This is a genomic window from Shewanella inventionis (assembly GCF_019931735.1).
In the GTDB taxonomy this organism is placed as follows: domain Bacteria; phylum Pseudomonadota; class Gammaproteobacteria; order Enterobacterales; family Shewanellaceae; genus Shewanella; species Shewanella inventionis.
In genome coordinates, this window is sequence record NZ_CP082926.1 from 2,238,739 (window position 1) to 2,264,402 (window position 25,664).

At 41.5% G+C, this 25,664-nt stretch carries 23 protein-coding genes; 19 read left to right on the top strand and 4 right to left on the bottom strand.

Going from position 1 to position 25,664, the window contains the following annotated elements:
• Nucleotides 1–501: 501 nt before the first annotated feature.
• Nucleotides 502–732: a DUF1289 domain-containing protein gene (locus K8B83_RS10055; protein WP_223419886.1), complete on the bottom strand. Its 231-nt coding sequence runs from the start codon at nucleotides 730–732 to the stop codon at nucleotides 502–504.
• A 78-nt stretch (nucleotides 733–810) separates the two neighbouring features.
• Between K8B83_RS10055 and K8B83_RS10060 the strand changes: the two genes are divergently transcribed.
• The 11 genes from K8B83_RS10060 to tnpC all read left to right on the top strand — a co-directional run bounded on the left by K8B83_RS10060 (nucleotide 811) and on the right by tnpC (nucleotide 13,234).
• Complete coding sequence (locus K8B83_RS10060; RefSeq protein ID WP_223419888.1) at nucleotides 811–2,118, top strand: methyltransferase; 1,308 nt, start codon at nucleotides 811–813, stop codon at nucleotides 2,116–2,118.
• Nucleotides 2,119–2,371: 253 nt separating this feature from the next.
• A complete protein-coding gene (locus K8B83_RS10065) occupies nucleotides 2,372–3,421 on the top strand; it encodes a 3-oxoacyl-ACP synthase III (protein ID WP_188741012.1) in 1,050 nt (349 codons plus the stop codon).
• Between the two features lie 58 nt (nucleotides 3,422–3,479).
• A complete protein-coding gene (locus tag K8B83_RS10070; RefSeq protein WP_223419890.1) occupies nucleotides 3,480–4,355 on the top strand; it encodes an alpha/beta fold hydrolase in 876 nt (291 codons plus the stop codon).
• Nucleotides 4,356–4,436: 81 nt separating this feature from the next.
• A complete protein-coding gene (gene oleC / locus K8B83_RS10075; RefSeq protein WP_223419892.1) occupies nucleotides 4,437–6,131 on the top strand; it encodes an olefin beta-lactone synthetase in 1,695 nt (564 codons plus the stop codon).
• A complete protein-coding gene (gene oleD, locus K8B83_RS10080) occupies nucleotides 6,119–7,195 on the top strand; it encodes a 2-alkyl-3-oxoalkanoate reductase (protein ID WP_223419894.1) in 1,077 nt (358 codons plus the stop codon). Before oleC ends, oleD begins: the two co-directional genes overlap by 13 nt.
• Before the next feature lie 125 nt (nucleotides 7,196–7,320).
• Complete coding sequence (gene megL, locus K8B83_RS10085) at nucleotides 7,321–8,505, top strand: methionine gamma-lyase (protein ID WP_223419896.1); 1,185 nt, start codon at nucleotides 7,321–7,323, stop codon at nucleotides 8,503–8,505.
• A 729-nt stretch (nucleotides 8,506–9,234) separates the two neighbouring features.
• Nucleotides 9,235–9,789, top strand: coding sequence for a hypothetical protein (locus K8B83_RS10090; protein WP_188741070.1), 555 nt, complete (start codon nucleotides 9,235–9,237; stop codon nucleotides 9,787–9,789).
• A gap of 56 nt (nucleotides 9,790–9,845) precedes the next feature.
• Nucleotides 9,846–10,010, top strand: a complete 165-nt coding sequence (locus K8B83_RS10095) for a hypothetical protein (RefSeq protein ID WP_188741069.1) — start codon at nucleotides 9,846–9,848, stop codon at nucleotides 10,008–10,010.
• A gap of 892 nt (nucleotides 10,011–10,902) precedes the next feature.
• Nucleotides 10,903–11,262 carry a hypothetical protein gene (locus K8B83_RS10100; RefSeq protein ID WP_086904927.1) on the top strand — a complete coding sequence of 120 codons (360 nt, stop codon included), beginning with the start codon at nucleotides 10,903–10,905 and terminating at the stop codon, nucleotides 11,260–11,262.
• The gene (gene tnpB / locus K8B83_RS10105) at nucleotides 11,259–11,576 is read left to right on the top strand and encodes an IS66 family insertion sequence element accessory protein TnpB (RefSeq protein WP_086904928.1); all 318 of its coding nucleotides are present in this window, start codon (nucleotides 11,259–11,261) and stop codon (nucleotides 11,574–11,576) included. Before K8B83_RS10100 ends, tnpB begins: the two co-directional genes overlap by 4 nt.
• Nucleotides 11,577–11,599: 23 nt before the next feature.
• Entirely contained in the window at nucleotides 11,600–13,234 is a 1,635-nt protein-coding gene (tnpC, locus tag K8B83_RS10110) for an IS66 family transposase (protein WP_223419095.1), read from the top strand.
• Nucleotides 13,235–13,357: 123 nt separating this feature from the next.
• Here the strand turns inward: tnpC and K8B83_RS10115 are convergent, their stop codons facing one another.
• Genes K8B83_RS10115 through K8B83_RS10125 form a run of 3 tightly spaced genes read right to left on the bottom strand, consistent with a single transcriptional unit; the run spans nucleotide 13,358 to nucleotide 16,530 of the window.
• On the bottom strand, nucleotides 13,358–13,753 hold the full coding sequence (locus K8B83_RS10115) for a hypothetical protein (RefSeq protein WP_223419898.1): 396 nt from the start codon (nucleotides 13,751–13,753) through the stop codon (nucleotides 13,358–13,360).
• Nucleotides 13,753–15,828, bottom strand: a complete 2,076-nt coding sequence (locus K8B83_RS10120) for a bifunctional diguanylate cyclase/phosphodiesterase (RefSeq protein WP_223419900.1) — start codon at nucleotides 15,826–15,828, stop codon at nucleotides 13,753–13,755. Before K8B83_RS10120 ends, K8B83_RS10115 begins: the two co-directional genes overlap by 1 nt.
• 36 nt (nucleotides 15,829–15,864) lie before the next feature.
• A complete protein-coding gene (locus K8B83_RS10125; protein ID WP_223419902.1) occupies nucleotides 15,865–16,530 on the bottom strand; it encodes a transglutaminase-like cysteine peptidase in 666 nt (221 codons plus the stop codon).
• Nucleotides 16,531–18,084: 1,554 nt separating this feature from the next.
• Between K8B83_RS10125 and K8B83_RS10130 the strand changes: the two genes are divergently transcribed.
• The 8 genes from K8B83_RS10130 to K8B83_RS10165 all read left to right on the top strand — a co-directional run bounded on the left by K8B83_RS10130 (nucleotide 18,085) and on the right by K8B83_RS10165 (nucleotide 25,466).
• Nucleotides 18,085–19,251: a nucleotide sugar dehydrogenase gene (locus K8B83_RS10130; RefSeq protein ID WP_223419903.1), complete on the top strand. Its 1,167-nt coding sequence runs from the start codon at nucleotides 18,085–18,087 to the stop codon at nucleotides 19,249–19,251.
• Nucleotides 19,252–19,254: 3 nt separating this feature from the next.
• Entirely contained in the window at nucleotides 19,255–20,115 is an 861-nt protein-coding gene (locus tag K8B83_RS10135) for a glycosyltransferase family 2 protein (protein ID WP_223419905.1), read from the top strand.
• Entirely contained in the window at nucleotides 20,096–20,551 is a 456-nt protein-coding gene (locus K8B83_RS21700) for an acyltransferase (RefSeq protein WP_317846454.1), read from the top strand. The genes K8B83_RS10135 and K8B83_RS21700 overlap by 20 nt, the downstream gene beginning before the upstream one ends.
• Nucleotide 20,552: 1 nt before the next feature.
• Nucleotides 20,553–20,996 carry a glycosyltransferase family 28 protein gene (locus K8B83_RS10145; protein WP_223419907.1) on the top strand — a complete coding sequence of 148 codons (444 nt, stop codon included), beginning with the start codon at nucleotides 20,553–20,555 and terminating at the stop codon, nucleotides 20,994–20,996.
• Complete coding sequence (locus K8B83_RS10150; protein WP_223419909.1) at nucleotides 20,993–21,484, top strand: glycosyltransferase; 492 nt, start codon at nucleotides 20,993–20,995, stop codon at nucleotides 21,482–21,484. The genes K8B83_RS10145 and K8B83_RS10150 overlap by 4 nt, the downstream gene beginning before the upstream one ends.
• Nucleotides 21,481–22,656 (top strand): hypothetical protein, encoded by a 1,176-nt coding sequence (locus tag K8B83_RS10155; protein WP_223419911.1) that lies wholly within the window; start codon nucleotides 21,481–21,483, stop codon nucleotides 22,654–22,656. The genes K8B83_RS10150 and K8B83_RS10155 overlap by 4 nt, the downstream gene beginning before the upstream one ends.
• Entirely contained in the window at nucleotides 22,650–23,885 is a 1,236-nt protein-coding gene (locus K8B83_RS10160) for an O-antigen ligase family protein (RefSeq protein WP_223419913.1), read from the top strand. Before K8B83_RS10155 ends, K8B83_RS10160 begins: the two co-directional genes overlap by 7 nt.
• Before the next feature lie 180 nt (nucleotides 23,886–24,065).
• Nucleotides 24,066–25,466 (top strand): undecaprenyl-phosphate glucose phosphotransferase, encoded by a 1,401-nt coding sequence (locus K8B83_RS10165; RefSeq protein WP_223419915.1) that lies wholly within the window; start codon nucleotides 24,066–24,068, stop codon nucleotides 25,464–25,466.
• Nucleotides 25,467–25,664: the final 198 nt, after the last annotated feature.

Below are 25,664 nucleotides of genomic sequence, written 5' to 3' on the forward strand. Positions count from 1 at the left end.
TAGTGGCTAGATAACAGTGTACTGAACGCTTCGCTTACGGTTTTAGGCTCTAGGCTCTGTCCTCGAGTGCTTTTATCCCGGCTTTATAAGAGTTACCGGGATGGATTCTTGATTCTAGATTCTCGCTTCTAGGTTCTAGGTTCTAGGTTCTAGGCCCTAGGAACTCGCAGGCTCGCCTGAGAGCGGACTTCGTCCTGCTAGAATCTAACCAACACCGCCCACTACTACGTCGTCCCGGTAACGCTTTTGAGCCGGGACCCAGGTGTTGGCTTTTATGCTTTTAAGCAAGGTCAAAATCAACAGAAACACCTGGATCCCTGATACAAGCACTCAGGGATGACAGCAAAAAGATAAAGGCATAAAGATGATGCCAACTACCACGTCGTCATTACTCATTCGTAACCAACACCGCTCACTACTACGTCGTCCCGGTAATGCTTTTGAGCCGGGACCCAGGTGTTGGCTTTGGTTCCTAGCACCTAGCACCTAGCCCCTCGCACCTCATCTATTCTTTATACGCTTTTCTGCTTTTAACCATTGGGCGCGGGTTAAATTTTTATTATTAGTGTCGCCAATATACAGTTGTTTTCTGTCGTCTAACTTATCCCAAATTTGTTGTTTTTGGGCATCGGTTGCTTGTGACCAAATCACAATCTCATCAATATGGCGAAAACATCCCATACAATAATCGTCATCATTTAGGCCGCAGCGGGCGACACAGGGCGAGTGCATAGTTTACAATTCCGGTTTAGGCAGATAATGCTCGCATCCTATCATTTCAATCGGCTAAGGTTAACCGTAATACTCACTATGTCAGCAATCGATTATCAACATACTTTCAAGTCACTCGACTCATTGCTTGAGGCGTTAAGTCCCTTGTGGCAGCTGGTGGCGTTTGAGTGTGACCACTTACCCTGGCAGCAAGCATTTCCGCATTTAGCACAAAAAGTATGGCAAATACCCGATACAGACATAGACACAATTGATGCCGATCAGCACTTGCTTGTACATACGTTGCTGCCAAGCTTAATCACAGATCTAAAACAAAGCTCACATCCACACCTTGCTCACATCATTGAGCACTTAAGCTTGTTAGTATTTACTTTGCCCCAAAGCACCATTAACCCAAGCATTCCCCAACAATTTGCACAACAATCTGCCCAGCAACAGAATGATTTAGCCCATTTTAGTGCTCATATTAAAGGCAGAAAGTGGCAACAAATTACGGCATTTGCAGCGCAAATCGACCCACAATTGCAAACCAAATTAACCGCGTTACCCATATTAGAATGGTGTGCAGGCAAAGGGCATTTAGGTCGGTTAGTGGCTAAACAGCAACAGGTAAACGTCACCAGCCTTGAGTGGCAAGCCAACTTATGCGAACAAGGGCAAGCATTTGCTAACCAATGGCAATTACCACAACGGTTTATCTGTGCCGATGCATTTGCGCCACTAAACCCCAATGACAAGGTGTTTTACCCACAGCAACATGCCATAGCACTGCATGCCTGTGGTGACTTACATGTACGGCTAATCCAGTTAGCTACTCATGCAAACACCCAGGCCATTTCAATGTCGCCTTGCTGTTATCACTTAATTCAACATTCGCATTACCAGCCACTGTCAACTCAGGCTAAAGCCAGTAAACTCAAGCTTGCCAGACATGACTTGCAATTACCCCTCCAGCAAAGCGTCATTGCCAGCCCCAAACAACAAGCACTGCGACTGCAAGAAGTCGCATGGCGTTTAGGGTTCGACACTTTGCAGCGCCAAATTAGGGGTATTAATGCCTATTTACCCGTACCCACCATTAAACAAAGTCAATTAAGTGGCAGCTTTGCCGACTTTTGCCTATGGGCAGCAAATCAAAAACAACTACAAATACCAAACGATATTGATTTTGACTCATTTTTACAAAGCGGTATCGCCAGGCAGCGGCTAACAAAACGCATCGATCTTGTCGCGCATTTATTTCGTCGCGCCCTCGAGGCATGGTTATTACTCGACCGGGTATGTTTTTTACAACAACAGGGATATGAGGTTTCACTGAGCGAATTTTGTGCAAACAGTGTTACCCCCAGAAATGCCTTTATCCAGGCAATTAAAACAACGGCTTAACAACATTCATCAAGCATTTATGTATTAAGCCATTGTTAACGCTATTGTATTTAACGTAAGTCTGTAATAAACGAGCAGCCAGTTAATCAACAGCGCTGACCAAGCCGTAAAAAAAACGTCAAATAAGCCAGTCTTACAGCGGTTTTTGATTGAATAATTAAGCCATTCTTGTTCAAATGGCGGGTTAATAACGACTAACAACTAATCTAGCGCATGTGAGTGCTTGCTAGAGCGAAGCGAATAATACGGTTTAATGAAATATTCACGCGTCTTTATCAATAGTCTGGCCTATGAGCTAGCACCACAGGTAGTGTCCAGTAGCGATTTAGAATCTCGCTTAGCACCCCTATATCAAAAGTTTCGCATTCCAATGGGGCAACTTGCCGCATTAACCGGAATCACCGAGCGTCGCTGGTGGCCAAAAGGTCATCGCCTATCAGACGGTGCCATTGCAGCCGCCCGCAAAGCCGTCAACGAAACCGGCATTGAGATCAGTGAGCTAGGTGCCGTGGTTTACACCGGCGTATGTCGTGATCAGCATGAACCAGCAACAGCATGTCGTATTGCTGCAGAGTTAGGTGTGTCAAAAGACACCGCAATCTACGACATCAGTAATGCCTGTTTAGGGGTGTTGTCGGGTATTTTAGATATCGCTAACCGTATCGAGCTTGGCCAAATTAAAGCCGGTATGGTGGTGTCATGTGAGTCGGCGCGCGATATCGTCGATGCCACAATCGATCACATGTTAGCCGAACCTACAATGCAAAATTTTGCGCAGTCTTTAGCAACCTTAACCGGTGGCTCAGGCGCTATCGCTGTCATTTTAACCGACGGTACCTTACCGCTTAAAACCACGCGTCAGCATCAGTTATTAGGTGCAAGCCACTTGTCTGCACCAGAGCATCATCAATTGTGTCAATGGGGCCTGCAAGAAGCAGGGCACTTATTGTATCGCGAGTTTATGCGTACCGACGCCGTCACCCTACTTAAAGAAGGCGTTGAGCTGGCCAAACACACCTGGGAGCATTTTTTAGCTCAGCGCGATTGGGTTGTAGAGCAGGTCGACAAAGTAATTTGCCATCAGGTAGGTGCGTCTAACCGTAAACAAGTGCTTAATGCGCTCAATATCCCACACGAAAAAGAATACCCAACCTACCAAAAGCTCGGCAACATGGGCACAGTATCGTTACCCGTAACCGCTGCAATTGCTCATGATGAAGGTTTTTTACGTGTTGGCGATCAAGTCAGCTTTTTAGGAATAGGCAGTGGTTTAAACTGCATGATGTTAGGAATAAAGTGGTAAGCCCAAGGCTGCACTGACGTTTTTGCATTACATTATAAAATAGTTTACAGGATGCATCATGCTAGACAACTTACTGCCATTTAAAAGTCATTACCTCGACCGTAACGGCAATAAACTGCACTATATCAACGAAGGTCAGGGTGAGCCTGTCGTCATGGTGCACGGTAATCCTAGCTGGAGTTACTACTACCGAAACTTAGTAAGTGCGTTGAGCGACAATCATCAATGCATAGTGCCAGACCACATTGGCTGCGGTTATTCAGACAAACCCGACGACCCACAATACGACTACACATTAACCAGTCGTATCGACGATTTAGAAGCATTATTAGACAGCCTAGACGTTAAACAAAACATCACACTGGTGGTGCATGACTGGGGCGGAATGATCGGCATGGGCTTTGCGGCTCGCCATCCTGAGCGCATAAAACGCATTGTGTGCTTAAACACAGCAGCATTTCATTTGCCAAAATCTAAGCCGTTTCCATGGGCATTATGGATATGCCGCGAAACCTTACTCGGCACCTTGTTAGTTCGCGGTTTTAATGCGTTTTCATCTGCGGCATCCTACGTGGGTGTTAAGCGTAAACCCATGAGCAACGAGGTTCGCCAAGCCTATGTTGCGCCGTTTAACTCATGGAAAAACCGCATTTCAACATTGCGTTTTGTGCAAGACATCCCCTTAAAGCCGGGCGATCGTAATTATGATTTAGTGACCCATATCGGCGACAGCTTAAGTCAGTTTGCAACTGTGCCGACCTTGATTTGTTTTGGTTTACAAGATTTTGTATTCGACAAACACTTTTTAGCGCAGTGGCGTCAACGTATGCCCCATGCGACAGTGCACGAGTTTGCAGACTGTGGCCATTATATTCTTGAAGACGCCAGCGACGAAGTCATCGCGTTAATTAAAGACTTTATTGCCCAGCATTAACAATCCAAAAGGCTCATTTGAGCCTTTTGTTGTATACAGCCAGTACTATAAATTAAACCTATGTAATAAAGCCGAGTGATTATGACTCAAACAACAGTAGATACTAATGCCAATATTTGCGTGCACCTCCAACGTGCAGCGCATACCATGCCAACTGAGTTAGCTGTTGCAGTACAACAGGCCAAAAATGGCACATTTGTCTACCAAGAAATCGACTTTAACAGATTACATCAACAGTCAGACACTATTGCAAAAGGGCTGCTCCAATACGGAATAAGCCGCGGCAAAAAAGCCGTACTCATGGTAACCCCAAGCATTGAGTTTTTTTCGCTCACCTTTGGTTTATTTAAAGCCGGTATTATTCCTATTTTGGTCGACCCAGGGATGGGCATCAAAAACCTCAAACAATGCTTTGCCGAGTCACAGCCCGACGTGTTTATAGGTATACCTAAAGCCCATATCGCCAGGCGGGCTTTAAGCTGGGGCAAAGGCAGTGTCGAGCAAGTCATTAATGTGGGCGGCACAAGGTTGCAACGCTGGCTAACCAACGCAACCCAGCTCGAAACCATTATTCAAATTGGTAGTCGTAACACGCAAATTTTCGACATGGCAACGCCAGATAAAGACGACATGGCCGCCATTTTGTTTACCAGTGGCAGTACCGGCACCCCAAAAGGCGTGGTATACAGCCACGGCATGTTTCAAGCGCAAATTAACGCCCTAAAGCACGATTATGGCATTACTCCCGGCGAGCGCGATTTAGCCACTTTCCCGTTATTTTCGTTATTTGGCCCAGCGCTTGGCATGGCATCCATTGTGCCAGACATGGACGCCAGCAAACCCATTACCGCTAATCCCGCAAACTTATTTGCCGCCATTGAGCAGTATCAATGCAGCAACATGTTTGTTAACCCAGCATTGCTGGAACGTCTAGGCCAAGCAGGCGAGCAAACTCAGCATAAACTCAATAGCGTACAAAGAGTGATTTCAGCCGGCGCGCCAGCCACCATTAGCGCCATTAAACGCTTCAGCCAAATGCTCAACCCTAATGTGCAAGTGCTTAACTCTTATGGCGCAACCGAGTCGTTACCCATTAGCATGATAGGCAGCCAAGCCTTATTTAACACCAGCGATTTAACCGATCAGGGTAAAGGCATTTGTGTAGGCAAGCCTATCTCGTCAGTTGATATCGGCATCATCGCCATCACAGATAACCCAATCGAAGATTGGGACAACGTTACCCCATTACCAGCAAATCAAATAGGCGAAATCGTTGTCAAAGGCCCAATGGTTAGCCAGGCATATTATCGCCGACTTAAAGCCACTGAACATGCCAAAATTAACGACAATTATGTGTACCGTCACCGCATGGGCGATGTTGGGTATCTAGACGATGACGGCCAATTATGGATGTGCGGCCGCAAAGGCCATATCGTGGATGCAAAACGCGGTAAACAAAAGCTAAAACGCTATTTTACCATTCCTTGTGAGCGAGTATTTAACACCCATCCACAAGTGAAACGCTCCGCCATCGTTGGTGTTGAAGTCGCCGGCGATACCGTGCCCGTTGTTTGTATCGAACTCAATAAAGAGGTTGTGTGTTCAAACAGTAAAGCGCTATACCAAGCTTTAACAGCACTTGCAGAACAATACCCGCACACCCAAGGCATTAACCGTTTTTTAATTCACCCAGACTTTCCGGTAGATGTACGTCACAACGCCAAAATATTTAGAGAAAAGCTTGCCGTTTGGGCACAGCGCAAATGGCGAGAATAGGACCTAACACCATGCTATTAACCGATTTTACACTCGAAGAGCAAAACGCACTCACTTTGCTTGCCACTAAGGTTAACAAAGTATTTGTTACCGGGGCAGGTGGCTTTTTAGGGTTTGCCATTTGCCAACGTTTGCGCGCTGCCGGTATTGAGGTTGTTGGTTTTGCCCGAGGTGATTACCCTAAACTTGCCATGCTAGGTGTCGATATGCATCGTGGCGACATAAGCGACTTTACCAGTGTTAAAAATGCCATTCAGGGCTGCGACATGGTATTTCATGTAGCCTCAAAAGCGGGTGTATGGGGCAGTAAACAAAGCTACTATTCGCCCAATGTTGACGGTGCAAATAATATTATCAAGGCGTGTAAAGCGCTCAATATTCACCACCTTGTGTACACCAGCACCCCCAGTGTGACTTTTGCCGGCATTGACGAAAATGGCATTAACGAATCTGCCCCCTATGCCAGCCAATACCTTAATTACTATGGCGAATCAAAAGCAATAGCTGAACAAAACATCCTAGCCGCCAACAGCGACAGCTTAAAAACCACAGCGCTACGCCCACACCTAATTTGGGGGCCAAACGATCCTCATCTTGTGCCGCGTGTTATTGAGCGCGCAAAAGCGGGTAAACTCAAGCTGGTAGGCTATCAAGACAAACTGGTCGATACCATTTATATCGACAATGCCGCATACGCCCATATCTTGGCCGGGGTCGATCTTGTCTATGCAGCCAAAAGTGCAGGTAAAGCATACTTTTTAAGTAACGATCAACCCATTACCATGGCCGCAATGCTCAACAACATACTGGCCTGTGCCGATTTACCCCCAGTAACCAAACGAGTACCAGCAGGCGTTGCCTACACTGCAGGCGTCGTGCTCGAGGCGATTTATGGCCTGCTAAACAAAACACAAGAGCCAATAATGACTCGCTTTGTTGCTCGCCAGCTATCAACCAGCCACTACTTTGACATCAGTGCAGCCAAACAAGATTTAGGTTACCAGCCCTTAATCAGCATAGAGCAGGGCATGCAACGACTAAAGCAGTCACTCACAAACATGTAACATTGTATTTACAATCAGCAAGCGGCTTATTTGGTATAAGCCACTTGGCTAAAACCCAAACCGCTGTATCTTAAAACCTGACCACAACCCAATAACTTAATAACAAAGTGGTTCAGGGAGAGACAATGTCACACAACAAGCAACATGCATGGAACCCAGCTACATTAGCCATTCATGGCGGCCACCAACGCGAAGCCTTCGGCTCACTCACAACACCCCTTTACCAAACCGCAACTTTTGTATTTGACAGCGCAGAACAAGGCGGAGCACGTTTTGCCGGCGACGAGCAAGGCTATATTTATACCCGTTTAGGCAACCCAACAACCGCAGAATTAGAGCGTAAAATGGCGCTACTCGAAGGCGCAGAAGACGCCGCCGCAACCGCATCGGGTATGGCAGCTGTATCAAGTGCATTGCTAACCCATTTGCACGCAGGCGATCATCTGGTTGCTTCTAAAGCGGTTTATGGCTGCACATTCGCACTCATGACCACCCAGCTCACGCGTTTAGGTATCACCACAACATTAGTCGACTTCACCGACATGCACGCAGTAGAGGCCGCAATCAAACCCAACACCAAAGTGTTGTTTTGCGAAACCCCAGTTAATCCACATCTGCAAGTGTTCGACCTGAGTAAAATGGCCAGCATCGCCAAAGCCCACAATCTAGTGTCCATCGTCGACAACACCTTTATGACCCCACTCTTGCAACAACCCATTGCTCTTGGCATCGACATGGTGATCCACAGCGCGACTAAATATCTAAATGGTCATGGCGACGTAATCGCAGGCATAGTGTGTGGCAACGCAGAGCACATGCACCGCTTAAAGTTTGAAATATTAAAAGACTTTGGCGGCGTAATATCACCCCACGACGCCTGGCTGATTTTAAGAGGTTTAAAAACCCTAGACGTCCGCTTAACCCGTCACTGCGACAACGCAGAAGTGTTAGCTGAATATTTAGATAAACACCCTAAATTCAGCCAGGTCTTTTACCCAGGTTTAGCCCACCACCAGGGCCACAGCTTTGTGGGTAAACAAATGAAACGCGCCGGCGGCGTCATCGCATTCGAACTAAAAGGCAACAAGCAAGACGCAATTAACTTCTTCAACCGCTTAAACCTATTCACCATCGCCGTCAGCCTAGGCGACGCCGAATCCCTCATCCAACACCCAGCGTCCATGACCCACTCACCCTACACCCCAGAAGCCCGCCAAGCCGCAGGCATCACCGACAACCTACTGCGCATATCAGTAGGCCTAGAAGACGTAAAAGACTTAATAGCAGACATAGAACAAGCACTGCAGTAGATTGTCTTTAGGTACTAGGTACTAGGTACTAGGTTCTAGGTTCTAGGAACTCGCAAGCTCGCCAGAGAGCGGACTTCGTCCTGCTAGAATCTAAGCAACACCGCCCGCTACCACGTCGTCATTACTCATTCGTATCCACACAGCTCACTACTACGTCGTCCCGGTAACGCTTTTGAGCCGGGACCCAGGTGTTGGGGCCGAGGTACTAGGTAATAGGTTCTAGGAACTCGCAAGCTCGCCAGAGAGCGGACTTCGTCCTTCTAGAATCTAGATAATAACGGAATACATAACGCTTCGCTTACGGTTTTTAGGCTCTAGGCTCCGTCCTCGAGTGCTTTTATCGAGGATTCTAGACTCTCGATTCTAGGGGGAACTCGCAAGCTCGCCAGAGAGCGGACTTCGTCCTGCTAGAATTTAGATAACGGTATACGGAACGCTTCGCTCACTTTTTGCCCCGAAATCATCTAAAGCAAAAGCTCATACACATTCTGTTAATGTACCTTTGCCCTACAAAAAGTTATCTGCATGCAGCTGTTTGAGAAATTATAATTCCCTGCTCAGTCTAATCTCTCAATATTGCCACTAACCTGATTATAAATTGAAGTGATAAATGAAAGGTGGCATTGTGTGATGATTAAAAGGTAATTGGTCGTCTTACTATCGTCATATGCCTGAACACCAAAAGCGTGACAACATCTTCCATCATTCAAAGTAAGTAGACATATAAGAATGAACAACCAAGTTATTTCTAATAAGTATCAAAAAATTAGACTTGCTGCATTAGCGCAGACTCAAAGTGATTTTGAACAATTCGAGCCAGACTTTATTGACCATATTGATTTAACTGAAATCAATGAATATGCTCTCCGTTCTCAAGATGAGTGGGAAATACCAGTGAATCGCCAAATAGGATGGGATTGGCGACAAGTACGAAATCAATATCGAAGAGACCATATGGCTAGAGTAGAGCTTGCTGTATGGTATGATGAAGAACTTTGTGGCCTTATGATCGGCAAAGCGAGTGATGGGAAGTTGGTTGTTAAAATCAACTATATTCAAGGCGGTCAAGCTGAAAACCCCTTAAAAGGGTTCATTGTTCCCATAGCTTCACATTGTGCAGAATTGTTTGCTGTTGCTGTTGAAGCCGATTGGATTGGGATTCAAGATCCAATAGATGACGAAGATTTGCTAAACTACTATCGTGCATTAGGCTTTGATGAGCGTGATCCATTTGATCCAAGGAACAATGCATTGTTCAAGCGCGTTGTGACAGATGAAGACTAAACCGCTTTCCAGCTGGATTATAATCGGTTATAGTTACAGTAACTAAGGGGGCTATTATGTTAAACGTAGCAACAAACAAAACAAATGATGTGAACGTAGACAAAGCTATCGAGCGTATGCAGGCTCACGCTTCTAAAAGTAAGTCATCATTTGCTAAAGCTTTAAAGGTAAAGGCTCCTAGTTCTGCTTATGGACGCCTTGCTGGGCCAGCAAAAGCATAGAAGAATTCAAATATTAAGCATCGCAATAGCGATGCTTTTTTTTGCCTGTTACCCAAAATCCAGCTAATCCAAACCTGTTGACGTAGGGCATTAACTCTAAGTTATTTCTGTCCAAAAAATCAGCTAGAACCCAAAAGAAGCAGCTAAATAAGACCCCAAAAAGTTTCGAACTTTAATGTCACAGTTTCAAACTTTAGTGTCGAGCTCTAATCTTTATTGTCCACCGACACCAGAAACACCTGGATCCCTGATAACAGATCTCAGGGATGACGGCAAAAAATGACAGCATAAAGATAAAGGCATAAAGATGAATGTCTACTTCGTCATTTGCTTATTCGTAACCAACACCGCCCACTACTACGTCGTCCCGGTAATGCTTTTGAGCCGGGACCCAGGTGTTGGGGCCGAGGTACTAGGTAATAGGTTCTAGGTTCTAGGAACTCGCAAGCTCGCCAGAGAACGGACTTCGTCCTGCTAGAATCTAACCAACACCGCCCACTACTACGTCGTCCCGGTAACGCTTTTGAGCCGGGACCCAGGTGTTGGGGCCGAGGTCCTAGGTACTAGGTATTAGGTCCTAGGAACTCGCAAGCTAGACAGAGAGCGGACTTCGTCCTGCTAGAATCTAGATAATAACGGAATACATAACGCTTCGCTCACTGCTTTTAGGCACTAGGCTCTGTCCTCGAGTGCTTTTATCGAGGATTCTAGACTCTCGGTTCTAGACTCTCGATTCTCGCCCCTTCTTTTACAAACACCCACAAAAAAGCCCAAATTAATGGGCTTTTAATGTGATGCAACGAGTGAGTATTAGTGTGAGCTTACGGCAGCGTAGCTCAACTTATTTCAATTAACCTGATTTAATCATTGTAACTAAATCAACCCGGTCACAATGATGCCAGATAAACTCCTTAACACCCTCGCTAACTTTGAACAGTGGCGAAGCAATAAACCTTCTCGAGGTAGTGCAATCCCTGAAAATTTGCGCCAGCAAGCGATCGCCCTTTTACCGCATTATTCAAAAACAACCATTGTTAAAAAGTTGCGTATTAGTCATGAGCAATTCAATACTTGGCTTACCGCCAACTCATCAAGTGATGTATCCAATCACTTTATTTCACTACCCAATGCAACGCCGATAACCGAGTCGCTTTCTATCTCCCTGAAGTTCAACAATGGCAATTCTTTAGCCGTATCTGGCGAAGTCAGCGAAACACGGTTTGCTCAGTTAATTGAGGCCATAAAATCATGATCCATTTAACCCGTCATAGCGACATTTTGATTGCTACCCAGCCCGCTGATTTTCGTCAAGGCATTGATGGGTTAGCTACGCTGTGTAAACAACGCCTTCATTGTGAGCCTCGCTCTGGTACCTTGTTTGTTTTTATTAATCGTAACAAAACCATGGTGCGCGCACTCGCTTATGAAAATAACGGTTTTTGGTTGATGACAAAGCGTTTATCTAAGGGCAAGTTCTCTGGCTGGCCAACCATTAATAGTGCCATGACGTCCGTGGACGCCAAACATTTACGGCAATTGCTCAGCGGGAATTACCACCCATTATAAATAACCGCTTGATTTCATTTTAAATGGGATCATACTCCATCCTCTTTTTTATTCCCGCAGGCAAAAGGCTTATTGTGGCAAAACCTTTTAACGATATCGATGCACAATCTCTCGATGATTTAATCAAGCGAGTGATTGAAGCCAAAGAAAATAATCTTGCGCTTAGCGCTGATGATTATCAGTTATTGCTTGATGCGTTACTGACATTAACAACAACACAAAACAAGCTAGCTGACCACGGTATCACCGTGCATAAATTACGTAAGTTACTTGGGATTGAAAAATCATCAGAAAAACAAAGCGACCTGTGTAAAGCACAGAAAAAAACCAGCAAGAAAAGTAAAAAACTAAAAACACAGGATGAAGACTTTACACAGGTCAAACCGGTTATCATCAAACATGCGTTAAACGAAGTAAATAAAGGGGATAGCTGCCCAGAATGTTTGAAAGGTAAGGTCTATAAAGTCGAGCCTGGCAGTTTGTTGCGCATTACAGGGCAAACGCCTTTTACCCCAGAGCAACATATTATGGAGCGCTTGCGTTGCAATGCGTGTGGTGCCTATTTCACGGCAAACCTGCCCGATGAAGTATTACATGACGGTAATAGTCATCAAAAATATGGTTACTCTGCGCGTGCGTTAATGGCGATTTATAAATACTTTGCAGGGCTACCTTTTTATCGTCAAGGCAACATCCAAAAGCTATTGGGCGTCAACATCACTGCGTCGACGGTGTTTGACCAAGTAGAGCTTGTCTGTGATGCGATTTATCCTGTTTACCAGCACTTGTTTGAGTTGGCTGGCGATGCAAAGCACTATTACTTAGATGACACCACCCACCGTATTCTTGACGCCAAGCCAGTTGAAAAGAAAGTACGTAATAGCGAGAAAACACGCTTGCGCTCAGGTGTTTATACATCAGGAGTGATTGCCAGCTTAAAAACGGGCCATGATATTGTGTTATTTGAAACCAATATTGGGCACGCAGGTGAGTTTATCGACCGCATACTCTACAAACGACAAGTCACTGTCGCACCGATATTAATGAGTGATGCGCTCGCCAGTAATCAGCCAAGTACTTGCGAGGTTGAAACATCACTTTGTAATAGCCATGCAAGGCGCCAGTTTGTCGATGTCATTAATCATTTCCCCGAAGAGGTTGAAAATATACTCACACTCTATGGTGAAGTTTGGCGCAATGAACAGACAACCATTGAACGTGAACTCACCGCACGCGAGCGACTTGAGTACCATCAGCAACATTCATTACCCATACTTGAAGCGATTAAAAGTTGGGGTGAAAAGCACTTTACTAATGAAAGCATTGAAGAAAATAGCGGTCTAGGCAAAGCTATCCGTTATTTTTTAAAACACTATGACGGGCTGAGTTTATTTTGCCATCACGAAGGGGTAAAAATAGATAATAACCGCATAGAATCGATGTTAAAAATAGTGGTGCGAGATAGAAAAAATGCGATGTTTCGTAAAAGCTTACTCGGTGCGAACATTGGCGATGTTATCACGTCGATGATAGCAACAGGCAATGAAGCAGGCATCAATGTATTTGATTACTTTACGCGACTGCAACGAGATGCGGATGATGCAAAAAAGCATCCTGAAAAATACCTACCTTGGAATTATCTCGACCAATACCAATAATAAACCGCTCATAATCAAGCAATGCTTGGGCCAGTGGCCTAAGTATTGCCGTGCCTGAAATTTAAGAAACCAGATTTTTTGCTTTATTACTTATGTCACGCCATGCTGCCGTAAGCTCACGTATTAGTTGCTAGAGATTGTGCCGGCACCACCGCCTGAGCCGCCGCCAAAACCTGGACCGCCAGGAGCAGGGGCTGCACCAAATGCGCCGCCAGCTGCGGTTTGTAATTCTTCAAGGTTTGCAGCAACAATCGCTGGGTCAATACCGTTAGCAACAGCAACAGCTAAAATTTCGTCAGGTGTCATACCTGCTTCAACTGCGGCTTGTATAGCTTCGATAATTAATGCTTCATCACCATTGGCCGCAATAAAGGCATTGGCTAATTGGGTTGCAGCTTCAGATACCGGCACACTTTGCGTGCTCGCAGTAAGAGTTTCTTCTGCAGCAATTGCACCTACTGACATACCGGCAGTCATTAATGCCGAAACTAATAACAGAGTTAATTTATTCTTACGCATTATCTTGCCTCGTGATTGGTTGATTGACTGAAGTCGTTCAGCTGCAATGCACATGTCCATGAGTGGTTAGCGTTTGCAGGGATAATTGTACTGAAATTCCGTACAGCATACAATCCATTGCCTTGTAAACCATCGATGTTCATGAGTGAAAAATGTTCACCTATCTCTGACGACTCAACCTGTGGTGCAATGATTTTTATACCAATACCATGGCATATTTGGGTTACGGTTTGCACAAAAAAGCGCGTGTCGGCCTGGGCTATATCACGCACGTAACTGGCATCAATCTTAATAAAATCAATGTTTAAGTTTCTTATGTAACAAAACGAGCTTAAACTCGAGCCAAAACGTTCAATCGCAATACCAATATCTAATTGCTTAGCGCGACGAATAAATTTCTCGGTCGACTCAAGCGAAAGCATCGCGCCAGACTCGTTAAATTCATACAAAAGTGGTGGAAGCGATTTATGTAATTTTTGATATAAATCGAACAACCAGCCAGTAAACACCGGATTATGCAACGCGCGGTTACTAATATTAATCGCCACACGGGTATGCTCAATATGATGCAGCTTATAAAATATAAAGCACACAACCGCCTGCTCAAGCTCTTGCAATACCCCTAAACGCTCTGCCATCGCAAAAACGTCTATGGTAGACAACTCCTCACCGTCTACTTTAAAGCGCACAAACGACTCAACATATAAAATCGACTGAGTATCATCCACCACAGGTTGCAGCATAAGGTCAAAAATCTTATCAAGCGGAATACACTTAATGGCAAAGTCTTTAGGGCTGCTTTGGCTAATCTCGCTTTTAAAATACTCAGTAAAGTGAGTTAATATGCCCACCCATTCTTCTCTAGAATGGTTTTTTTGCATACCTTGCGCTGCTACCAACCCTTTATCGTTGTCGGCATATTGATTATGCACTAACTGATGATCTAAACGCTTAACAACCGCGGCAAACTCTTCTTGATGATTAACACGGGTGAGGGCATGTTTTGCAAAACCATTAGCAAACCTGTTAGAACCCTCAATATTAATAATCGCAGCCATTTGCTGGTCTATCGACTTTGCAGCGTCTTCAGTTAATAAACTTAAAAACGCAAACTCAGAGCCAGAAATACGATACAAGGTGGCCTCTTGCAGCAAACTCATTTGTTGGCTAAAAATTTGTGCGCCCGACAAAATATACTCATCGCCACTGCCATAACCCTCAATATCGTTAATGTGTTTTAACGACGTCATCGACAACAAGCCTAAATAAAACCGATTTCCGTGGCGGTCATATTCGGCTTGTAATGACTCAAAGCGTTTTAATAATGCACGGCGATTTGGCAAGCCAGTGTGTGGGTCAATGTATACCTCATGCGACAACGCCTCAGCCAGCTTGGTTTGCTCGTTAAACGAGCGCTGCACATTTTCAACCATACGGTTAATGGCATTAACCACAGTGCGCAGCTCAGAGGTAAAAGGATTAACCGCATTAAGAGTAAAACGTTTTTGTATAACCGACTCAGCTTGTTTTTCAATATGGCGTAACGGGTTAAGCACAGCCTTTAAAATAAAATACACACACAATAAAGCCACAAACAGCTGTAACAACGTGGTGCTAAAGGTATCTACAGCATGGTCCCACAAACTTTTGTACGAGGTACCCGCATGCGACTGCACATCTAACTTACCTGCAATACGCCAGCCGTCGCTCACTTCACTGGTCATCACCGGCGGGATCAAGGTAAACCAGTCAATAAACCACTGCGGTACAGCAAAGTTACCGTCTGGGTTATCGCGTTTAAACAATACCTCACCGTCTAAGTCGGTAAAGGTAATGTGCTGATAATAACCCGAATCAAAAATCGCATTGGTCATAGTTTCGGCTATGACTAAGCCTTCTTCATCCATATAAGGCGATATAGACAAACCTAAACTGTGCGCCGCCCCTTGAGCATGCGAGGCCAATTGCTCGTTTAAGTAATCACGCATGTTAGACACATTGTTATACAGTGCCGCGCCAAAGCTAAACAAAGACAAACACGCAATCAATAAATACAATTGCAACCGTAAAGACATTCCCTTTCTAAACATAATTGTTAACCCTGCTTTTTGTTATTCGCCGTTTTCTATTCTATTTACTAAATCAGTCCAGGTTTTAGTGCCTGAGCTTGTCGGTTTGTTACTTCCTAAGCCTTGTGCTTTTGCCAACCATAAGCCTTGCCCATTAAATGAGTAAACAGGCTTTAAATCTCGGCGTTGATTAGCAGGTAAAATCTTTGTCTTTAAATTATCTAGCACTAAAGGCATAGCACCGGGAGTATCTAAATAAATCAGTACCATGTGTGGCTCGTTTATCAGTAGTGCACGCACATACATTAAACGCATTTTGCTTTCATCAACGCCCATAGCTTTAAGCGTAAAATACTTAAAAATGGCAAAGTCTTCACAATCACCACCTTTAGTGCCCAAAGACTCTATAGGCGTAGCCCAATAATCGCTTTTATTCCAATGGTCGCTGTCGCTGGTAAAACGAATACGCCGATTGGCAAATTGATTGGCTAAATGTAATTTTTCAGTATCACTTAACCCCATACCTTCATTAATGGTATCTCGCCAGTCTGTAAAATCATCAATACGTTTAGCACCATAACGCTGCTCTACAACCTTAAAAAAATCAGTCGTAAATAGCTCATCGGTTATGTTAGCAATACAAATAGCCGAAAACACCACTGGCAAAATAAGCCAATGGCGACAGGTAAGTTTGCCCAAACTAGCCAAGCGTATGCCCAAAATGCCTACTGTAAATGCCTTAAAATAATAAAACTGAAATAAATCTACATAAATTAATACTATAGCAGCGCATATCATAATCTAGTTACGCAAAAAACGACAATAAAATGGCAACATAAACATCAGTAAGTGTTTAAAACTGTGTAGATAAAACAAAAGTATTACTAACCTAATGCCGCGCAAAACCTTACACAAACCATGGCGTAAAAATGAGCAAAAAGGTCGGCGTGTGTCATTAAATTACCGCGTGTCAATTTATTGGCATGTTAATTGTTTGTAATAATTAGCCTGTATAAGTAAAGCGTACACGCATACAGCAAAAAAGCACAAAGCCTCGCGGCGACTCACTCGGTGGCAAAATGCACAACAAGGTACAGATAAAAATTAAAACTAACTAAAACAAATTGTTAAAGAATAGTTGCTGCAAATAAGAGCAAATAAGAGCATTTAAAACGGCATAGCGGTGTGAGCAAAATAAAATGTTACACCCAAAATGAGGTAGCAGGCAGCGCACCAAAATGAAGCACCTTGTTTTAAAATATGGCACAGCAGCGTAAACATAAAACTAAAAACAAACGGCAAGCACAGTCAGTAAAGCGAAAAAACAGCGCAAAAAAAGAGCAAGGCAAGCAACAAAAAATGCAAGATTTTAGCTCAATCTAAAGTAGTAAAAGGTGCTTTTATTACACTTAAAAAAGCCAAAAGCGATCAAAAATTAACCACTAACAAAATAACGTCAAAAAACTGTCATTAAATTACCGTATACATTATAATTGCCAAATCATTAAGAGGACAAACGTAAAAGCAGAGAGTAGAAAAGGAACATTCATACAAGGCATGACGCCAGCGAGAACTGTTGTTGAGGCACAAAATCACCCGATTTAACCTCATTAGTTACCGATGCAACCTCATATCGTTGTTGTTCCCTACTGTGTCCAAAATACATACTTTTAGGCGTAATCAACACGCCCAAAAAACACCATGTATTGCCAAGGCTGGCGAGTTAACACATCACTCACCACCCCGGCCGCGAGCAAACTCGCAGGACCCAATCTACAGTTTCACTCTGAAACGCCAACCTCCTTAGCAGTAAAAAGTTAGTACAAAAAGAAAGTTAGTAGTAAAAAATTAGTAGCAAAAAGTTAGTAGCAAAAAAGTACTAGCAAAATAATAAGTTAACAGGTTTTACAGCAATCTAGAGGCTGCAATCTAGTGGCGGTAGCGTGCCTTTTTACAGGCAAAACAACGCGAGAACCTAGAATCAAGAGCCTAGAATCTAGAATCTTCTTCGCCCGTAATCTTTTATGCCGTCATCCCTGAGATCTGTTATCAGAGATCCAGGTGTTGCTTAGAATCTAGAAGGACGAAGTCCGCTCTCAGGCGAGCCTGCGAGTTCCTAGAACCTGTATTCCGTAAGCGAAGCGTTCTGTATGCCGTTATCGTTGTTATCTAAAACCTAGAAGGACGAAGTCCGCTCTCAGGCGAGCTTGCGAGTTCCTAGCTCCTCTTACTTGTTCAATTTTTCCACAGGACGTATACAAAATGAAAATTGCCATTGCAGGCACAGGCTATGTTGGGTTGTCCAACGCAATGTTACTGGCACAACACAATGAAGTGGTTGCCGTAGACATTATCGAGCAAAAAATTGCCATGCTTAACGATAAAGTGTCGCCTATTGCCGACACCGAAATCGAAGACTTTCTTGCAAACAAAGCATTGCACTTTACTGCCACAATAAACAAAGCCGAAGCTTATAAAGATGCCGATTTTGTCATTATTGCCACGCCAACAGACTACGACCCTGTTACAAACTACTTTAATACCTCATCTGTAGGGTCGGTGATTAAAGATGTTATTAGCATTAACCCCAATGCAGTAATGGTGATTAAGTCAACCGTACCTGTTGGTTACACCGAGCGCATTAAGCAAGAATTTGCCTGCGACAACATTATCTTTTCGCCTGAGTTTTTACGTGAGGGCAAAGCCCTACACGACAACCTCTACCCATCACGTATTATTGTGGGTGAGCAAAGTAAGCGGGCTAACACCTTTGCCAACTTATTAGTGCAAGGGGCAATTAAAAAGGACATCCAGGTATTGTTTACTCACTCTACCGAGGCCGAAGCCGTTAAGCTGTTTTCAAACACCTACCTGGCATTACGCGTTGCATATTTTAACGAGCTAGACACCTACGCCGAAGCTCATAGCCTTAACAGTAAACAAATTATCGACGGTGTGTGTTTAGACCCACGCATAGGTAACCACTACAACAACCCATCTTTTGGTTATGGCGGTTACTGCTTACCTAAAGACACCAAACAACTACGCGCCAATTACGCCGATGTACCTAATAACCTAATCGGCGCCATTGTCGACGCCAACACCACCCGTAAAGACTTTATTGCCGAATCAATTCTTAAACGTAACCCTAAAACAGTCGGTATTTACCGTTTAATCATGAAATCTGGCTCAGACAACTTTCGCGCATCAAGTATTCAAGGGGTAATGAAGCGCATTAAAGCCAAGGGCATTGAGGTCATTATTTACGAGCCGGTAATGGAGCAGGATCAGTTTTTTAACTCAACCGTTTATCGCGATCTTGAGCAGTTTAAAAATGATGCCGATGTGATTGTGTCAAATAGAGCATCTGAAGAGCTAAGTGATGTGATTTGGAAGGTTTATACACGAGATTTGTTTGGGAGTGACTAATTTGTGCTAATTTCTATAATAATTCCAGCATATAATGAAGAGGCATTAATAGCGGATACGCTATTAAATTATTGTGGACTTGGTAAGGGGGTTGATATTGAATTGCTTGTCATATGTAATGGTTGTGTTGATAAAACATATGAGCTGTCGAAAAATATCTGTAGCAGACTAAAGATTAAAAATAAAGTATATGATTTACCTGTAGGTAGTAAAACTGCAGCTATAAATAAAGGTGTCGAAGTCTCAAATGGTGACTATTTATTAATTCAAGATGCTGATGTTGTTTTAACATGCGAAGATATTAAAAATTTAGTCTCAGAGATCGATTCACAATCAGTTCTTACATATGCATCGGTAAAACCGTTATTTGTTTTTGATGTTAAAACTAGTTTACTGGTTAAACTTTATTATGGTTTTTTATCAAAAACTCCTGCGTTTAAAAAAGGAATGGTGAGTGCTGGTATTTATTTAGTTAAGCGTGATTGTCTTAAAGGTATATTCCCTTTGCCTCAGGTTATTGCCGATGATGGTTATATAAAAGCTTCATTCGGTACTGAAAAATTGGTGCTTTTAAGTAAGGTACGTACAAAAGTAAGAGTACCTAAGAAATTTTTTGATTTAATAAAGATTAAAACACGAAGTAATTTTGGCAATTTTCAACTAAAGAAGGAATTTAATATATCTCCATCTGGTGGAGATAACAGTAAATTAAATATCTTGAAAATTGCATATAAAGAAAGAGTGGTATTGAGCTTATTTGTTTATATTTTTGTTGTAATTATTTCTAAGTTCAGAGCTAAAATTCAACTCATAGTTAATAAAAACAAAATAGGATGGGAGCGTGATGAGTCATCAAGAAATTAGAATACCGTTTCACAAACAGTTGTTCCATGTTTATTTTCGACAGTTTTTACTTGGGTTGATTAATAGATGGTACGTATTTTACTATAAAATGAATATTCATCCATCTGTAAGGATCTCTTTAAAAGCAAAGCTAGATAAACGTAATCCTAAGGGAGTAAATATTTCTGAAGGTACATACATTGCTTTTGGTTCTGTGATTTTAACTCACGACATGTGTAGCAGAGTACACAAACCTGTATATATAGGTAAAAACTGTTTTATTGGTGCAAACTCATTAATATTACCAGGTGTTAATGTAGGTGATCATTGTGTTGTAGCTGCTGGTGCAGTGGTCACTAAAAACATCCCAAATAATTGCCTTGTCGCGGGAAATCCAGCAAAAATTATAAAAGAAAATATAGAAACTGAAAAGTTCGGTATCTTAAAGAAAGGTTAAAATGAAGAAAATATTAGCAATCGCATCTACAGGTGGACACAATGTCCAACTCGCTTTAATTAGAGACGCTTTATCTAGTAAAGGTTTTGATGTTATTAAGGTTAGAACTAAAGTTACTGTTGATGAAAAAGATGATGAATACTATTTGATTGATGAAATATCTAGGTCTAATTTGCTATATGCGCCTATAGTTATACAGCAAATCATTAAAATACTAGTAGAAACAAAAGTCGATGTTGTATTGTCAACTGGTGCATTACCTGGTTTAGTCGCTATTATATGTGGTCGCATTTTTTCAAAAAAAACCATCTGGGTCGACAGTATAGCGAACTCAAGAAAGGTATCACTTTCAGGACGAATTGCAGAATATATTGCACATCATACATTCACACAGTGGGCTGATTTAGAAACGGAAAAAATAAAGTATTATGGTAGCATATTATGATGAATGTTTTTTTGACTGTAGGTGCTCAACTACCTTTTCCTCGTTTGATAAAAGCAGTTGATGAAATTGCAAAAGAAATAGATTGCAATGTTATTGCACAAATTGGTAACGATAATAATGTATACTCAAATTGTACAGCCCATAAATTTATTGATTCTAAAAGTTATGAGCAATTAGTAAATTGGGCAGATTTAATTATTGCACATGCTGGAATGGGGACGATTATTACATGTTTAGAATTATCAAAACCATGTGTTATTGTACCTCGTAATGTATTGCTAAAAGAACATCGTAATAATCACCAATTTGACACAGCAAATAAGTTTAAAGAGCTAACTGACGAAAATACTCTTCTTCAGGTTTGTTATGACACTAATAAATTGAAATATTATTTTAATCAGAGTCACTCACCAGTAACCCCTTTTATAAACAGAGGGGCTGGAAGTATTGATTCGCTGGTAAATAAGATAGAGGAATTGATAAGGTGAGTTTGAAACATGTTCTTTTCATTGATTCATTCGCTGGCTCATTTTTCAATTTTTTGATTAACTTTATTTTATTGAAGTTAGTTGGTGATGAAGTTGTTGTCACTTATGGTCTGGCAATGACTTATTCACTTGTGATAACCTCATTTCTAAGGATGATATTATTTCAACCATTCAATGTTTTATACATAAATGTTGATGGCGCACTTAATGAGTTCTTCTTTGCATTCATAACATACTTTTTTGCAGCTTTGTTTATATTAATTTTGTTTTATTTTATTTCGCCAGGCTTCCTTTCTTTTTACCTACTGCTTACAGTTTTTTCATATATCGCTATCCATGAATTTTATAGGCTAGCACTGATTGGTTTAGGGTTGCCTTATCTTATTTTGTTTTCTCCTTTTATTATATGTTTTTATCTTTTGTTAAGTGTCGTTAACAGTTTATTTGATTTTGATACTTTTTTGTTTTTAATGGCAGTTTGTTCTGCTTTTGAATTATTTTGTTTTATGGTTGTTTCCTTTTTTAAAGCAGGTGGTATGAATGTTTATAATTTGAGTCTTGATACTTTTCTTGATAGATACTTTGATTTTTACAATTTAAAATCAAGATTGCTAAGTTCGCTTTTGCAGTTATCTATAGTTCACTTGCCATTTGTATTCATTTCTTTTTTCTTGGCATCAAATCTAGCGTCTTCTGTATTTATATTTAGATCTTTATTTCAACCCGTTCAAATAGTTATTAAGACGTTGGATACATTAAAGTCTAAAATGATTTCTGGTGCGAAAGACAAGAAGAAATTTGTTGGTGATAATATACGTGTTTTTATTTTATCATCATTGTTAATAGGGCTGCTTTGTTTCTTCTCAGGTTTTTTAATTTTGTACAATTTTTTTGACTATGAAATTGACTTTTATCTAATCTCGTCTTTAATTTGTTGGTTTTTTGTTTTTGTTTTTATGTCTTTGATTAGGCCTGTTGAATTTTTCCAAGTATATTTAAGTCGTTATCGAGGGATGAATTTCTCTTATTTTCTTGCTTTAATTGTATTGTTAATGTCACTAGGTTTTATATATTTTTTTGATTGTTATAAATTTATATCTTTTGCTATCATGCTGTCATGGTTTTCTTTGGCTATTTTTCAACTGAATTGGTTGAGGTTTGTTAAATGTTAATTGGCTTTAAAAAAGCAGGTCTTGAAAGAACACCTATGCTTTATTTCGTTGGGTTTTGTCTTTTTGTTTTTTTATTTTTCACACAATTCACTTTGCGAACACCTACATATGGTGAACGTAGTATAGATGTGCAGGTAGTTGCCAAGTTGTTTTTTCATTTGTCCATTTTTATAATTTTTTTGCCAGGAATTTTAAAATCTATTTTTTTTACTCATAACGGACGAACTTATTATTTTTCATTGATATGTTATTTTCTTTTGCTTTCTACACTTATTGGTGCTTATAGTGGTTTTTATTCCTATTATTCATTTTTTTATGTTTTTTTTACATTTCATTTCACCATTGTTGCTTATAAATTCTTAGGTCGGGATGGTATGTTGATTGTTTTTTTTAATGTGTGCACAGTGCTATTTTTTTTATCAGTCATTTTCTATTACGCTAATCCAAGTGTTGCCCGCTATGCATATTGGACTTTGGATGGCTTTTATTTTAGCTCACGTATGCAAGGTGTTGTAGGGCATCCTAATACTCTAGCATTTTTATGCGTTACAGCTATTTTTTTACTCTACTATTTTTTTTCTAAAGAATTGTTAACAAAGCGTATTACCTTTATTTATCTTGTATTTTTTTTGTGCATTCTTTTCCTTACTAATAGTAAAACCAATATTTTTTCACTTTTATTTTGTTTCTCATTAATTTTTTTTATTAGGGGGAAAACATACGAAATATCGTTGTTGATTTTTATATTTGCTTTTGTTGTTTTAGTTTCTTCTTTGGTTTTTGGTTGGGTTGATATTTTTTTAAAGGGTATATCTAGAACCGGCAATATAGAAGAAATCTTGACTTTTACTGGTAGGACATATATTTGGAGATTTATTTTAGACTTGGTTTTTCAACAGCCTGTACTTGGTTGGGGTTATGCTAATACTGCTGCATTATTAGTGGATAATTCTGAAAATATAGGTTTTACTGTTGCACAAGCACACAGTACATATTTTCAATTATTAATTTCTGGTGGGTTTGTTTGTTTTTTTTTATATCTCGTTTTAGTCTTTAGGATGTTTTTTTTGTTTGTAAGTAAACGTGATTATATTAGTCTAATGTTGCTTGTCCACTTTGTAGTTGTGGGAGTTTCTGAATCAATGGTATTTAATACCGTTCCAAATTTACCATTTGTTTTTTTTATTCTTCTTCTCGTTGTTACTGGTTATAATGATAGTAATGTTTAGATATCAATTTTGCGCTAGTTCTAGTGAAAAAGGGTATGCATTTGTATTTTTTTTAAGCATGAACTGTAAGTGGTTTTAAAATTTTAAGGGTTATAGTTCGTGATTTTTTGAGTGAAGATAGCGAATTTCTTATTAACTTTAATTTCTAATATTTTAATTTTGTCATTTTAGGTGAGTTAAATGGACAGGCCATCCAAGTTTCAATTTATTGGTTCTTCTTCAAGTTTTTTTATTCGTATTATTGATATGTCGCTGATTGTGTCTGCATTGTTATTAATTATGCAGGGCTACAGTGTGCCATTTAGTAAAGACTATTTAATTGTGTTGTCTGGCGTGTTGTTATTGTTTAGTTACCTGGGGGAGTCTATTGGTTTATACCGTTCGTGGCGCTTAGGTAAGTTTGCGCACATGTGCCGTTTGTTGGTTGCTGTGGTAGCGCTATGCTTTTTTGTCATGGTTACTGTGTTGTTCTTTTTTAAATATGCAGAGCTGTATTCGCGCGTGGTTATGGTTGGCTGGTTTCTCACCGCCATTATATTTTTAATCACTTGGCGATTGGTTGTGCGCGAAATTAAGCGTGTGCGCCGCAGTAAAGGCCTAAATATAGATAAAGTCGCCATTATTGGTTTAACCCAAACGGGAATGAACCTGTATAACGAAATATGGAAGCACGATGAATTAGGCTTTGACTGTATCGGTTTTTTTGACGACAGAGAACCCAGCCGCATAGTGGATTTAGAGCCAAAGTTAATAGAAGGCAATATAAATCAGGCCATTGAGTTAGCCCGTAGCGGTGACGTGCAAAAGTTGTATATTTGCCTGCCCTTATTGGCGGAAAAACGCATTGCAGATATTATTCAGCAATTGGGCGACAGCACAGTAGATGTGTTAATTACTCCAGACTTTTTAATGAAAAACTTAATGAATGGTCGCATTGGCAGCGTGGGTGATGTTGACACCATTAGTGTGTTTGAGTCGCCTGTTAACGGCATGAAACGCTTTTATAAACGCAGCTTTGATATTGTATTTAGTGTATGCGCCATATTAGGCATATCGCCTATTTTTCTTGGGGTTGCCATTGCAGTGTATTTGTCGTCCCCTGGCCCAATATTATTTAAGCAAGACCGTTATGGTTTAGATGGTCGCAAAATTAAAGTGTGGAAGTTTCGCTCAATGACAGTGACCGAAAATGCCGACAAGGTTACCCAGGCTCGTAAAGGCGATGCACGAATTACCAAAGTAGGTGCATTTATTCGCCGTACCTCGTTGGATGAGTTACCACAATTTTTTAATGTGCTGTTTGGCGATATGTCAGTTGTAGGCCCACGCCCACATGCCGTAGCACACAACGAAGAATACCGTAAATTAGTTAGTTATTATATGCTGCGCCACAAAGTGTTACCCGGCATTACCGGTTGGGCACAAGTAAACGGCTGGCGCGGCGAAACCGACACCCTAGATAAAATGGAAATGCGCGTAGAGTACGACCTGGCCTACATCCGCAACTGGTCACTCTGGTGGGACGTAAAAATCGTATTTTTGACCTTTTTTAAAGGCTTTGTAGGTAAGAATGTGTATTGATCTTAGGTCATAGGTACTAGGGGCGAGGAACTCGCAAGCTCGCCTGAGAGCGGACTTCGTCCTTCTAGATTCTAGGTCCTAGATTCTAGGTTTTAGGCTCTGTCCTCGAGTGCTTTTATCGAGGATTCTAGACTCTAGCTTCTAGACTCTCGATTCTAGGTTGCATACAGAACGCTTCGCTTACGGTTTTTCGTACGT

Bases quoted from the DNA above. Each gene is read 5' to 3' on its own strand.
- K8B83_RS10055 (WP_223419886.1), bottom strand. From the start codon at position 732: ATGCACTCGCCCTGTGTCGCCCGCTGCGGCCTAAATGATGACGATTAT.
- K8B83_RS10060 (WP_223419888.1), top strand. From the start codon at position 811: ATGTCAGCAATCGATTATCAACATACTTTCAAGTCACTCGACTCATTG.
- K8B83_RS10065 (WP_188741012.1), top strand. From the start codon at position 2,372: ATGAAATATTCACGCGTCTTTATCAATAGTCTGGCCTATGAGCTAGCA.
- K8B83_RS10070 (WP_223419890.1), top strand. From the start codon at position 3,480: ATGCTAGACAACTTACTGCCATTTAAAAGTCATTACCTCGACCGTAAC.
- oleC (WP_223419892.1), top strand. From the start codon at position 4,437: ATGACTCAAACAACAGTAGATACTAATGCCAATATTTGCGTGCACCTC.
- oleD (WP_223419894.1), top strand. From the start codon at position 6,119: ATGGCGAGAATAGGACCTAACACCATGCTATTAACCGATTTTACACTC.
- megL (WP_223419896.1), top strand. From the start codon at position 7,321: ATGTCACACAACAAGCAACATGCATGGAACCCAGCTACATTAGCCATT.
- K8B83_RS10090 (WP_188741070.1), top strand. From the start codon at position 9,235: ATGAACAACCAAGTTATTTCTAATAAGTATCAAAAAATTAGACTTGCT.
- K8B83_RS10095 (WP_188741069.1), top strand. From the start codon at position 9,846: ATGTTAAACGTAGCAACAAACAAAACAAATGATGTGAACGTAGACAAA.
- K8B83_RS10100 (WP_086904927.1), top strand. From the start codon at position 10,903: ATGATGCCAGATAAACTCCTTAACACCCTCGCTAACTTTGAACAGTGG.
- tnpB (WP_086904928.1), top strand. From the start codon at position 11,259: ATGATCCATTTAACCCGTCATAGCGACATTTTGATTGCTACCCAGCCC.
- tnpC (WP_223419095.1), top strand. From the start codon at position 11,600: ATGGGATCATACTCCATCCTCTTTTTTATTCCCGCAGGCAAAAGGCTT.
- K8B83_RS10115 (WP_223419898.1), bottom strand. From the start codon at position 13,753: ATGCGTAAGAATAAATTAACTCTGTTATTAGTTTCGGCATTAATGACT.
- K8B83_RS10120 (WP_223419900.1), bottom strand. From the start codon at position 15,828: ATGTCTTTACGGTTGCAATTGTATTTATTGATTGCGTGTTTGTCTTTG.
- K8B83_RS10130 (WP_223419903.1), top strand. From the start codon at position 18,085: ATGAAAATTGCCATTGCAGGCACAGGCTATGTTGGGTTGTCCAACGCA.
- K8B83_RS21700 (WP_317846454.1), top strand. From the start codon at position 20,096: ATGAGTCATCAAGAAATTAGAATACCGTTTCACAAACAGTTGTTCCAT.
- K8B83_RS10145 (WP_223419907.1), top strand. From the start codon at position 20,553: ATGAAGAAAATATTAGCAATCGCATCTACAGGTGGACACAATGTCCAA.
- K8B83_RS10150 (WP_223419909.1), top strand. From the start codon at position 20,993: ATGATGAATGTTTTTTTGACTGTAGGTGCTCAACTACCTTTTCCTCGT.
- K8B83_RS10160 (WP_223419913.1), top strand. From the start codon at position 22,650: ATGTTAATTGGCTTTAAAAAAGCAGGTCTTGAAAGAACACCTATGCTT.
- K8B83_RS10165 (WP_223419915.1), top strand. From the start codon at position 24,066: ATGGACAGGCCATCCAAGTTTCAATTTATTGGTTCTTCTTCAAGTTTT.